General features: G+C 64.1%; 12 protein-coding genes. 11 read left to right on the top strand and 1 reads right to left on the bottom strand.

Translation table 11 applies throughout. The features are described from left to right. Positions 1 to 144 precede the first annotated feature (144 nt). Positions 145 to 744 carry a c-type cytochrome gene (locus ACK5NW_RS04650; protein ID WP_416925540.1) on the bottom strand — a complete coding sequence of 200 codons (600 nt, stop codon included), beginning with the start codon at positions 742 to 744 and terminating at the stop codon, positions 145 to 147. 269 nt (positions 745 to 1,013) lie between these two features. Here ACK5NW_RS04650 and ACK5NW_RS04645 point away from each other — a divergent pair, with 269 nt between their 5' ends. From ACK5NW_RS04645 to ACK5NW_RS04595, 11 genes are all read left to right on the top strand, one after another. Beyond that, entirely contained in the window at positions 1,014 to 1,730 is a 717-nt protein-coding gene (locus tag ACK5NW_RS04645; protein WP_416925538.1) for a GNAT family N-acetyltransferase, read from the top strand. Positions 1,731 to 1,843: 113 nt separating this feature from the next. Next, a complete protein-coding gene (locus tag ACK5NW_RS04640; protein ID WP_416925536.1) occupies positions 1,844 to 2,722 on the top strand; it encodes an HlyC/CorC family transporter in 879 nt (292 codons plus the stop codon). Positions 2,723 to 2,732: 10 nt separating this feature from the next. Then, positions 2,733 to 4,361, top strand: a complete 1,629-nt coding sequence (lnt, locus tag ACK5NW_RS04635) for an apolipoprotein N-acyltransferase (protein WP_416925534.1) — start codon at positions 2,733 to 2,735, stop codon at positions 4,359 to 4,361. Positions 4,362 to 4,409: 48 nt separating this feature from the next. Further along, on the top strand, positions 4,410 to 4,928 hold the full coding sequence (gene fabA, locus ACK5NW_RS04630; protein WP_416925532.1) for a bifunctional 3-hydroxydecanoyl-ACP dehydratase/trans-2-decenoyl-ACP isomerase: 519 nt from the start codon (positions 4,410 to 4,412) through the stop codon (positions 4,926 to 4,928). 122 nt (positions 4,929 to 5,050) lie between these two features. After that, positions 5,051 to 5,956: a glycine--tRNA ligase subunit alpha gene (glyQ, locus tag ACK5NW_RS04625; protein ID WP_416925530.1), complete on the top strand. Its 906-nt coding sequence runs from the start codon at positions 5,051 to 5,053 to the stop codon at positions 5,954 to 5,956. Between the two features lie 20 nt (positions 5,957 to 5,976). Next, entirely contained in the window at positions 5,977 to 6,522 is a 546-nt protein-coding gene (locus tag ACK5NW_RS04620) for a metal-dependent hydrolase (RefSeq protein ID WP_416925528.1), read from the top strand. Beyond that, a complete protein-coding gene (gene glyS / locus ACK5NW_RS04615; protein WP_416925526.1) occupies positions 6,519 to 8,717 on the top strand; it encodes a glycine--tRNA ligase subunit beta in 2,199 nt (732 codons plus the stop codon). The genes ACK5NW_RS04620 and glyS overlap by 4 nt, the downstream gene beginning before the upstream one ends. A 28-nt stretch (positions 8,718 to 8,745) precedes the next feature. Further along, entirely contained in the window at positions 8,746 to 9,438 is a 693-nt protein-coding gene (locus ACK5NW_RS04610; protein WP_416925524.1) for a hypothetical protein, read from the top strand. Positions 9,439 to 9,445: 7 nt separating this feature from the next. Next, positions 9,446 to 10,066, top strand: coding sequence for a D-glycero-beta-D-manno-heptose 1,7-bisphosphate 7-phosphatase (gmhB, locus tag ACK5NW_RS04605; RefSeq protein ID WP_416925522.1), 621 nt, complete (start codon positions 9,446 to 9,448; stop codon positions 10,064 to 10,066). Between the two features lie 85 nt (positions 10,067 to 10,151). After that, the gene (locus tag ACK5NW_RS04600) at positions 10,152 to 10,925 is read left to right on the top strand and encodes a lysophospholipid acyltransferase family protein (RefSeq protein WP_416925520.1); all 774 of its coding nucleotides are present in this window, start codon (positions 10,152 to 10,154) and stop codon (positions 10,923 to 10,925) included. 188 nt (positions 10,926 to 11,113) lie between these two features. Then, positions 11,114 to 11,935 (top strand): M48 family metallopeptidase, encoded by an 822-nt coding sequence (locus ACK5NW_RS04595; protein WP_416925518.1) that lies wholly within the window; start codon positions 11,114 to 11,116, stop codon positions 11,933 to 11,935. Positions 11,936 to 12,064: the final 129 nt, after the last annotated feature.

Raw genomic sequence — 12,064 nt, 5'->3', positions numbered from 1 at the left:
CCGGGCGGTCTGCTGCGTTGCAAATCCTCGCGATACCGCCAGGTATCGCTGCGGTTTGCGCCTTGCAGCCCATCCCGATCCGCATCCCACACCCCTCACGCTGAGACTTTGAACACGCTCTGAGGCGCTGATACTCGGTGCGCTCTACGGCATCGACGCCACATAAGCGGCCAGGGCCTGAATCTGCGCGTCGGTCAACTGCGCTGTGGCCTCGATCATCAACGGGTTTTTTCGCACCATATTGGCCGGATCGCGGTAGCGCGTCAGGGTGCGCTGCACATAGCCGGTTTGCTGGCCCGCCAAACGCGCGTAGTCTTCAGTGCCCCGACCGTCCGCGCCGTGGCAGCGAAAGCACACTTTTTCGTAATAGTCTTTGCCCTGGGCCAGTAAAGCCGGACTGGCCGGTGAGCGCGGCGGCACGGTTTGCTCGGCGTAAAAGCGCGCCAGGCTTTCGCGCTCACGCGGCTTCAAGGCGCGGATCATGCCTTCCATGAACTCGTTGCGCCGCTGACCGCTGGCAAAGTGGTTCATCTGCGTCAGCAGGTAGCGCGGGTTCTGGCCCGCCAGGTTGGGAATGTGGGGGTAGGGGCTGATGCCGTTGTCGCCGTGGCAATTGGCGCACACAGCGGCAATCTTGGCGGCATTGATGGCATCCGCGCCAGGCGATTGCGCCCAAACTGCACCTGCGCACTGGATCAACACGGCCGTCCACACCAGTCCTTTGTTTTTTGCCCTTGCACACACACCCATGCCTTCTCCTTGACTGACGTCAACCCGCAATGTTGGCGCGACGTCTCCAAAACACCGCATCGTAGAGAAGTATGAGCAACCTTCTTTGATGCGTATCATGTGAGGCCTGCAATTTGATGTAAGTCATGTTCAAGTGTGGCGGGCGAAGCAAACACCCCCACAGGGCCGCACAGGTAGGCCATAAGTCACAAGTTATGCTGCGCTGCAACAAAATAGGTGCGATTGGAGTTTGATCTCTAGGGAATGTCCCTAACATAGAGTGCATGGAACCGAAAACCACTCCTCGCACCGACAGCGCCGCCACGGCCACAAGCCGTGCGCAGGCTGTCGCCCCAAAGTCTCAAAAGACGAAAATCGTCGTGCCCATCCGCGAGATTGGCGCGCGCTACCGCCCCCAGGTGCTCCAGCACTTGCTGGCGCTGGAGCCACAAGACCGCTATCTGCGCTTTGGCTATGCCGCCAATGATCGGCAAATTGAAACGTATGTCGCCAGCTTGAACTTCGAGCGCGACCGTCTGTTCGGCATCTTCAACCGCAAGCTGGAGCTGGTGGGCCTGGCCCATTTGGCCTACCCGGCCGATGCCAGCATCGCCAGCTTTGCCGAATTCGGCGTGTCGGTGGCCAAAAAAGTACGCGGCCGCGGCTTTGGCGCGCGCCTGTTCGAGCGCTGCGCCGTGCATGCCGCCAACGATGGCGTGAAAACCATGTACATCCACGCCCTGAGCGAAAACACCGCCATGCTGCGCATTGCGCGCAACGCCGGTGCCACCGTGGAGCGCGACGGCAGCGAAAGCGAAGCCCACTTGAGCCTGCCGGTGGCCACCTTCCGCACCCGCATGGACGAGTTGGTGCGCGGCCAGATGGTCGGACGCGTGGACTACTTCATGAAGACCGAGTTTTCGCTGGCACGCAGCCTGCTGGCCACTTTTCAGGAAGTGCGCAACGCGGTGCGTGAAAACCGCCACAAGTCGGGCACCTAACAGGCGACGGCTGACAAGGCAAGCCACGCTGGATGGGACAGACGCGGCACAGGTGCACGTGCTTCAGCTATCCTTGAAGCCTTTGCAACCACCGCACGTCCTGCACCATTACCGTGGCTGAACCACACCCGAGCCGCCACAGCGAGCGCGAAGACAAACGCAGCCTGTTTCAGAAACTGGTTGAGTTCATCAAGCCCGGGCCTGATTCCACCGACGAGCTGATCGAGACCCTGGCCGAGGCCGAAGACAAAGAACTGATCGACGCCGAAAGCCGCATCATGCTCGAAGGCGTGCTGCGCATGGCCGACATGACGGCGGGCGATGCCATGGTGGCCGCGCCGCGCATGGATTTGCTGGACATTGACGCGCCGTATCAAGATCTGCTGCACCAGGTCATCACCACCGCACATTCGCGTTTTCCGGTGTACCAGGGCGAGCGTGAAAACATCATCGGCATCTTGCTGGCCAAGGATTTGCTCAAACGCCAGCGCGCGCCTGAGCTGAAAATCCGCGCCCTGCTGCGCCCAGCGGCATTCGTGCCCGAAAGCAAGGGGCTGAACGATTTGCTGCGCACCTTCCGCATCAACCGCAACCACCTGGCCATCGTGGTGGACGAGTTTGGCCGCACGGCGGGGTTGATCACCATCGAAGACGTGCTGGAGCAGATCGTGGGCGAGATCGAAGACGAGTTCGACATCGAGGCCGACGAAGGCGACATCTTTGCCCTGGCCGACAAGACTTGGCGCGTGGCGGGCGACACGCCGCTGGAGCGCGTGAACGAATCATTTAACGTGCAACTGGAGCCAGCCCCGGACGGTGATCTGGAGGTGGAGTTCGACACCATTGGCGGGCTGATCGCGCACGAGATGGGCCACGTGCCCAAGCGGGGCGAACATTTCAGCATGGGCGGGCTGTACTTTCAGGTGCTGCACACCAAGGGCGGCTCGGTGCGCTGGTTCAAGGTGTCACCCGCACCGGCTGGCGCCGAATAAAGCGCGCGCCATGCGGCTTGCCCACTGGTTGGCTTCGCCCGCCATGGCCTTGGTGGCTGGTGGCGTGCAAGCCGTTTCTATAGCTGATCCCTTCACCGGCCAGCCGCATGGGTGGCTGCAAATACTCAGCCTGGCCGTGCTGGCCTGGCAGCTCACACACGGCGTGGCGCGCCAGGCGTCGTGGAGCGCCAGCACCTGGGAATCTACCCGCCCCGCCCCCAAAGGCCACCTGGGCTGGAGCAATTTTTGGCGCGGCTGGCTGTTTGGCCTGGGCTGGCTGCTGGGCACCTTCTGGTGGCTGTACATCTCGATGCACGTTTACGGCGGGCTGGCTGCGCCCTTGGCGGCAGCGGCCGTGCTGGCGCTGGCCGGTTTGCTGGCCCTTTATTACGCGTTGGCGGCAGCGGCTTTTGCAAAGCTGGTGTCGCCCGAGCTGATCGCGCGTCAGCCCTGGCTGGCAGCGCTGGCCTTTGCCGCGCTGTGGACGCTGGCCGAGCTGCTGCGCGGCACGTGGTTCACCGGCTTTCCGTGGGGCGCGGGTGGCTACGCGCATGTGGACGGGTCGCTGTCCGTGCTGGCACGCTATGTAGGCGTGTACGGTGTGGGGGCCGCCGCCGCCGCGCTGGCGGCCGTGCTGGCGCTGACGCCGCATATCGGTTGGCAACGCCCCCGCACCTGGGCGGCGGTAGCGCTGGTGCTGCTGGCGGGCGGGGGGCTGTGGGGCTGGCGGGCTTGCGATTTGGGTGATCTTCAGACATGCCCGCGCGCGCGCACCGCGCCTCTGTCCGTGGCTTTGCTGCAAGGCAACATTCCCCAAAGCGAAAAGTTCATCCCCGGCACAGGCATTGACAAAGCGCTGGACTGGTACGGCCAGCAGTGGCAGGCCAACACCGCCCCGCTGGTGGTCGCCCCTGAGACGGCCCTGCCCCTGCTGCCCTCGCAAATGCCAGATGGTTACTGGGCCGCGCTGGCGCAGCGCTTTGCCAGCGGCCAGCAAGCCGCCTTGCTGGGCACCCCGCTGGGCGATATGGTCAGCGGCTACACCAACTCGGTGGTCGGGCTGGCCCCAGGACAGGCCACCCCGCCTTACCGCTACGACAAGCACCACCTGGTGCCGTTTGGCGAATTTGTGCCGCCGCTGTTTCGCTGGTTTGTGCGCCTGATGCACATTCCTTTGGGCGACTTTGCGCGCGGCGCGGTCGGCCAGCCATCGTTTGCGTGGCAAGGGCAGCGGCTGGCCCCCAACATCTGCTACGAAGATTTGTTTGGCGAAGAGCTGGCCGCGCGCTTTGCCCACCCGGCCGCCGCACCCACCGCGCTGGTCAACGTCAGCAACATCGCCTGGTTTGGCGACAGCGTGGCGATTGACCAGCATTTGCAAATCAGCCGCATGCGCGCGCTGGAGTTTGAACGTCCCATGCTGCGCGCCACCAACACCGGGGCCACGGCCATCATCGACCATCGCGGGCAAGTCACGCACCGGCTGCCGCGCCTGACCCGTGGCATTTTGCAAGGCGAGTTTGAGGGCCAGACCCACCTGACGCCGTTTGCGCGCTGGGCCGCTGTGGCTGGTTTGTGGCCGCTGTGGCTGGGTTGCCTGGCGGTGCTGGGCATCGCCGGGTGGGCGCGGCAGCGTTGAGGCCGTACCGCGTTGCGGGTGCGCCAAGCTCAGGCACAATCTGCGCCCATGGCCGATTCTTTTACCTATGACCAATTGATTGCCTCTGGGGAGGGGCGCTTGTTCAACCCCGACAGCGGGCGCTTGCCACTGCCGCCGATGCTGATGTTCGACCGCATCACGCACATCGATGAAGATGGCGGCGCGCACGGCCTGGGCCGCATCGAGGCCGAGCTGGACGTCAAGCCCGACCTGTGGTTTTTTGCCTGTCACTTTCAGGGCGATCCGGTCATGCCCGGCTGTCTGGGGCTGGACGCCATGTGGCAGCTGATCGGCTTTTACCTGACCTGGCTGCGCCTGCCGGGGCGCGGGCGCGCACTGGGCGCGGGCGAAGTCAGGTTCACCGGCGAGGTCGGCCCCGACGTCAAGCTGGTGCGCTACGAGATCGACATCAAGCGCGTCATCAAGCGCAAGCTGAACATGGCCATTGGCGACGCACGCCTGCTGGCCGATGGCAAAGAAATTTACGTCGCCAACGATTTGCGCGTGGGCCTGTTCTTGCGCGAGGCCGGTTTGCCCGCCGCCTGATCTACAGGCCACCACGGCGGCGGGTGCCATTGGCCAGCCGCTTTGTTCGCTGCACAGCCTCGTAAAATGGCAGGTTTCGCCTGTCACCACGCCGCGCCGGTGCGTGTGCGTGATTTGCCACCATGCTCACTTTCCAGCAATTCATCCTCAAGCTTCAGCAGTACTGGGACGCGCAAGGCTGCGCGCTCTTGCAGCCGTACGACATGGAAGTCGGCGCGGGCACCAGCCACACCGCCACTTTCTTGCGCGCCATCGGGCCAGAGCCGTGGAAGGCCGCTTACGTGCAGCCCAGCCGCCGCCCCAAAGATGGCCGCTACGGCAATAACCCCAACCGCATGCAGCACTATTACCAATACCAGGTGGTGCTCAAACCCGCGCCGGACAATATTCTGGACTTGTACCTGGGCAGTCTTGAGGCGCTCGGTTTCGATCTGAAGAAAAACGACATCCGCTTTGTGGAAGACGATTGGGAAAACCCCACCCTGGGTGCCTGGGGCCTAGGCTGGGAAGTGTGGCTCAACGGCATGGAGGTGACGCAGTTCACCTACTTCCAGCAGGTGGGCGGCATCAACTGCCGCCCCGCCACGGGCGAAATCACCTACGGCCTGGAGCGCCTGGCCATGTATTTGCAAGGCGTGGACAACGTCTATGACCTGGTCTACGCGCCGGGGCTGACATACGGCGACGTGTTTCACCAAAACGAGGTCGAGCAATCGGCCTACAACTTCGAACACAGTGATGCCGGTTTTTTGTTCACCGCTTTCAACGCGCACGAAAAACAGGCCCAGCACCTGATGGCGCAGCAACTGGCCTTGCCTGCGTACGAGCAGGTGCTGAAAGCCGCCCACACCTTCAATCTGCTGGACGCGCGCGGGGCCATCAGCGTGACCGAGCGCGCCGCCTACATCGGCCGCATCCGCAACCTGGCGCGCGCCGTGGCGCAAAGCTATTACGACAGCCGCGAGCGGCTGGGCTTTCCGCTGGCCCCGCGCGAGTGGGTGGCGCAGATCGAGAAAAAGGCGGCCTGACGCCAGCCCACACCCGCCCCATGCCCACCGTCTTGACGCACATCGCCGTGCCGCTGGCTGCCCGCGTGGCGCTGGGGCGGCGGCGCGTGCCCGCATCCATGTTGCTGGCGGGCCTGCTGGCCGCCGTGCTGCCCGATGCCGACGGACTGCCGTATCTGCTGCACATCGACACCGGCTTTGCCTGGGGCTCGATGGGGTCGCACCGAGGCTTCACCCACACATTGCTATTTGCCCTGCTGGTGGGCTTGCTGGGCGCGTGGTGGGCTTGGCGCTGGAAGCTGTCGCGCGCAGCCGGTTTCATCTGGATGGCCGTGTGTTGCCTGTCGCATCCGCTGCTGGACATGCTGACCACGGGCGGCCACGGCATTGCGTTGTGGTGGCCACTATCGTCTGAGCGCCTGTTCAGCCCATGGCGGCCCGTGGCCGTATCGCCCATGACGCCTGCCGCCCTGTGGTCGCCACGCGGGCTGCGCGTGGCAGGCAGTGAATTGCTGTTCATCTGGCTGCCGCTGATGGCGACAGCCAGCCTGATTTTTGTCTTGCGCCGTTTCCGGAAACACCCATGAGTGCCCCTCAAAACCTGCTGGTTGAACTGTTTGTTGAAGAACTGCCGCCCAAGACGCTGCAAAAACTGGGCGATGCTTTTGCAGGCGTGCTGGCCGATCAGCTCAAAGCCCAGGAGCTGACTGCGGTTGACACGCCAACCACGCCTTTTGCCAGCCCCCGGCGTCTGGCTGTGCACATCACCGGTGTAGCTGCCAAGGCGGCTGACAAGGCGGTGCAACAAAAGCTGATGCCCGTTAAAGTGGGTTTGAGCGCCAACGGCCAGCCCACGCCCGCACTGTTGAAGAAATTGCAGGCCCTGGGTGCCAACCCATCGGCAGTGCCGCTGCTCAAGCGCCAGAGCGACGGCAAGGCCGAGTCATTGTTTCTCGACACCGTGGTACCCGGCGTCACGCTGGCCGAAGGCCTGCAAAAAGCCCTGCTCGAAGCCATTGCCAAGCTGCCCATCCCCAAGGTCATGACCTACCAGCTCAGCCAGGGCACGCCACTGCCGGGCTGGGACAGCGTGCAGTTCGTGCGCCCGGCGCACGGCCTGGTGGCGCTGCACGGCGATCAGGTGGTGCCGGTCAGCGCGCTGGGCCTGCACGCGGGCCGCGCCACGCACGGCCACCGGTTTGAGGCCCAGTCCGGCACGATCGAGCTGAAGCACGCCGACGACTACGCCCGCGCCTTGAGCGAGCAAGGTGCCGTCATCGCCAGCTTTACCGAGCGCCGCGCCGCCATAGAATCACAGCTAAATCAGACCGCAGCGCAGGCAGGACAAGCGCTGACGGCTATCAAAGACGAAGCATTGCTGGACGAGGTGACGGCCCTGGTCGAACGCCCCAACGTGCTGCTGTGCCAGTTTGAAAAAGAATTTTTGGCCGTACCGCAGGAGTGTTTGATCCTGACGATGAAGGCCAACCAGAAGTACTTTCCGCTGCTGGATGCGCAGGGCACATTGACGAACCGGTTTCTGGTGGTCAGCAACATCAGCCCGCAAGACGTCGGCGCCGTCATCGAGGGCAACGAGCGCGTGGTGCGCCCGCGCCTGGCCGACGCCAAGTTCTTCTTCGACCAGGATCGCAAGAAAACGCTGGCCAGTCGCGTGCCGCAACTGGACAAAGTGGTCTATCACAACAAGCTGGGCACGCAAGGCGAGCGCACCGAGCGCGTGCGCGCCATTGCCAAAGTCATTGCCAAGCAACTGGGCGTGGATGCCGCGCAGGCCGACCAGGCCGCGCAACTGGCCAAGACCGACCTGCTGACCGACATGGTGGGCGAATTTCCTGAACTGCAAGGCACCATGGGCCGTTACTACGCCCTCAACGACGGCTTGCCCGCCGCGGTGGCCAACGCCATCGAAGACCACTACAAACCCCGCTTTGCCGGTGATGAACTGCCGCGCGGCGACGTGGGCGTGGTGGTGGCTCTGGCCGACAAACTGGAGACGCTGGTGGGCATGTTCGGCATCGGCAACCTGCCCACAGGCGACCGCGACCCGTTTGCATTGCGGCGGCACACGCTGGGTGTGATCCGCATGCTGGTCGAAAAACAGTTGCCGCTGCAACTGGACCAAATGGTGTCGCAAGTCGTTGACGTGTTCAACGATCAAGACATTCAGCGTGCGGCTGTCGAGCGCCAAAACCCCGAAGGCCGCGCACGGTTTACACCGCGTGAATTTCAATGGCAAACCGTGGGCCAGGTGGTGGACTTCAGCTTCGAGCGGCTGGCCGGGGGCTTGCGCGACGCTGGCTTCAGCGCGCAAGAAGTCGATGCCGTGCTGGCCCTGCGCCCGCAGCGGCTGGTAGACGTGGCGGCACGCCTGCAAGCGGTGCGCGCCTTTGCGGCCCTGCCCGAAGCCCCCGCGCTGGCCGCCGCCAACAAACGCATTGGCAACATCCTGAAAAAAGCGGGCGACACAGGCCAGTCGATCCCAGCCGAAGTCAACCCCGCACTGCTGCAAGAAGACGCAGAAAAAACGCTTCACGCCGCCATGCAAACGGTGTTGCCCCAAGCGGATAGGCAATTTGACGCTGGCGACTACACCGCCTCGCTGCAAACCCTGGCCGCACTGCGTGCGCCGGTGGATGCGTTTTTTGACGGCGTGATGGTCAACGCTGACGATGCGGCGCTGCGCGCCAACCGGCAAGGCTTGCTGAAAGCGCTGCACCAGGCCATGAACCGCGTGGCCGATCTGGCCCGCCTGGCCGCGTGAAAAGGCGCGCCTTGATTGCTTCATTGAGATGAGCCGCCTGCCCGCAAGCCCTGCTGACCCGGCATCGCCGCCGCCTGCGCCCACCCCGCCAGAGCCTGCACCACGCGCCAGCGCGCGCACCGTGTGGTGGCTGTTCGCCCCGCCGTTTCTGGTGGCCGCCTTGCACCAGTGGCTGGGCACGCGGGCCGAAGCCTGGCCGTCGCTGCATGCACTGAAAGCAGTGCCGGTGATGAATCAGCCCGGCAGCACGGGCGGCATCACCGACGATGTGCTGTGGCAATCGGCCAGCGGGCCATTGCTGTTGATGGTGATCGGCATCACGGCGGTGGTGCTGGGACGTCGCCACTTGCGCCGTATTGACACCGCCAGCCTGCGCCGCTGGGCACTGCCGGTCTGGGCGGCGCTGTGCGGTCTGGGCGCAGCAGGCGTGGTGGTCAATCACCTCAATCTAGCTTGGCGCGCATCCTTGCCCGACGTGCAGGCCACGGTGCTGCAAGCGCGCCTGCAAACGCCCAACCCGCGCAGCCCTGGTGGCCTGAAACTGGTGCTGATCTGGCCGGGATCCGGCGCACCACAGCGCGGCCTGCTGGAAGGCGAGCACCTACGCACCCTGCTGCCGGGCCGTACGGTGACGGTACAGCGCGTGCGCGGCGCATGGTGGGGCGAATACCTGAGCGGCATTGCCGAATTGGGATCGCCCACCGACGCGCAAAGCCGATAATGGCCGCATGAAACTCGTCATCGTTGACCGCGACGGCACCATCAACGTCGAGCTGGACGGCTACGTCCAGACACCCGAAGAATGGCAACCCCTGCCCGGCGCACTGGACGCAATTGCGCGGCTCAATCAAGCCGGCCATCAGGTGGTGATTGCATCCAACATGCCGGGGCTGGGACGCGGGCTGTTCGATATGGCCGCGCTCAACGCCATTCAAAAGAAGATGAACAAGGCGCTGGCCGCCGCCGGTGGCCGGGTAGAGGCCATGTTTTATTGCCCGCACGCGCCAGACGAAGGCTGCACCTGCCGCAAGCCGCTGCCGGGGCTGTTTCAGCAAATTGGCGAACGTTACCGCATTGATTTGAAGCAGGTGCACGCCGTGGGCGACAGCGTGCGCGACGTGCAGGCCGCCGTGGCGGCAGGCTGCATGCCGCACCTGGTGCTGACCGGCAAGGGCGCACCCGCGCAGATCAGTCCGCTGCCTGCTGAATTTCCTCTCGGCACCCGGGTGCATGCCGATCTGGCTGCATTTGCAACCGCCCTGATTGCCGAAGACGAAGCGGCGGCGCAGGCGGCCAAAGCAGCAGAAGCGGCTGAAGCAGCCCAACAAACCCAAGCACCCCATGCTTGAACAGTGTGCGTTTGATTGCTTCAAAATAAATAGCTTGATACGCTTGTCACGATTGCCTCAAAGGCTTAAAACCTTATAAATCGCTATGAACCTGATTCGCTCTGTGCTGCACATGCTGTGGATGGTGCTCACGGTCATTCCCTGGGCCACCTTCGTGGTCATCGTCTCGCCGTTTCTGAGCAGCCAGCGCGTGTACTGGATTTGTGCGGGCTGGCTCAAAACCGCCGTGTGGGGCGGGCAGTGGATTTTGGGCATCCGCTACCGCATCACCGGCATGGAGCGCCTGCCCCAGGGGGCCAAAGACCCGGCGGTGCTGCTGGTCAAGCACCAGTCGGTGTGGGAAACCTTTGCCATGGCGGCCATCATGCCGCACCCGCTGGCCTATGTGTTCAAGCGCGAGCTGCTGTACATCCCCTTTTTCGGCTGGGCCATGTGGCGCATGGACATGATCCACATCGACCGCGCCAAGCGCGCTGAGGCTTTCAAGCAGGTGGTGCAGCAAGGCCGCCGCGTGCTGGCCGAGGGCGTGTGGGTCATCATGTTCCCCGAAGGCACACGCATCCCGCGCGGCGAAAAAGGCAAGTACAGCAGCGGTGGCACGCGCCTGGCCATCGAATGCGATGCGCCGGTGGTGCCCATCGCCGTCACCTCGGCCAAAGTATGGCCGCGCAAGGCGTTCGTCAAAAAGCCTGGCGTGGTCGACATCTCCATTGGCCAGCCCATTGCCAGCACCGGCCGCAAGCCCGACGAGCTGATGCGCGAGGCAGAGGCGTGGATCGAAACCGAAATGGTGCGCCTGGATCCCGACGCCTACCCCACCGGCGAGCCGACGCGCTCGCGCCTGCGGCCCGGCGGCTGAAAACCATCAATGGTGTGTCTGCCTTGAAGTTCACCGGCATGCAGCAATTGTGGCTGGACATGTTTGCGCCAGGCGATGCCTCACCACCGACGGTTGAACCCGCACAGACATCCAAGCCCAATCAGCCGCCAGCGCCTAATAAATCTGCGCCAACAGCAACCAAAAAAACAGCAAATGCAGCACCAAAGGTGGTTGAACCTGCCATCCCGCTGCCCCAGGCTTTGGCCCCCGCCCAATTCACCCACCCGCAGGCCAACCGCCGCACCGTGCTGGACGGCGTGCACATCGGCTACCACTTGCGGCGTGGTCAGCGGCGCACCATTGGCTTCAGCGTCGGGGCTGAAGGCCTGACGGTCAGCGCCCCGCGCTGGACCACGCTGGGCGAGATCGACACCGCGCTGCGCGAAAAGCAGCGCTGGATCATCGCCAAGCTGGGTGAGATGCGCGCGCGCCATGACAAGCTGGAGGCTGCCCGCATCGACTGGCGCGAAGGTGCCAGCCTGCCCTTTCTGGGCGAGCCGGTGATTTTGCTGCTCGACCCGCGCCAGCGCCACGGCGCAGGCGGTGCGGTACTGGACACGGCTGTGGATGCCCTGCCGGATGCGCTTGCCGGCATACCCCGACTGACCCTGCATATCGGTCTGCCCCACACCGCCACGCCCGCGCAACTGCGCGACACCACCCAGGCGTGGCTGATGCGCCAGGCGCGCCGCCACTTCACCCAGCGGCTGGACCACTTTGCGCCACAACTGGGCGTGCGCTGGCAAAAACTCAGCCTGTCGTCAGCGGGCACCCGCTGGGGCAGCGCCAGCGCCGACGGCAGCATTCGCCTGAACTGGCGGCTGATCCACTTTCGCCAACCCATCATCGACTACGTGGTGGTGCACGAGCTGGCCCACCTGCGCGAGATGAACCACAGCCCGCGCTTTTGGCAGCATGTGCAAGACGTGCTGCCCGACTACGCCGAGCGGCGGGGGGAGCTGAAGGATGAGGCGTTGCCGGGGTGGTGATCGTACGTGCTTAGGGAAGGTCTGCAAAAGTCAGCCCCATGACGGCCTGATCTGAGACAGTGGAGCGATGCAACAGACAAGCCTTGCCACCACTGGATTCGAGCTTGCAGCCAAACGCACGCGCAAGCG

Origin of the sequence: Ottowia sp. (assembly GCF_047975795.1) — a bacterium.
Lineage (GTDB): Bacteria > Pseudomonadota > Gammaproteobacteria > Burkholderiales > Burkholderiaceae_C > Ottowia.
This window is presented reverse-complemented; position numbering and strand designations above follow the sequence as displayed.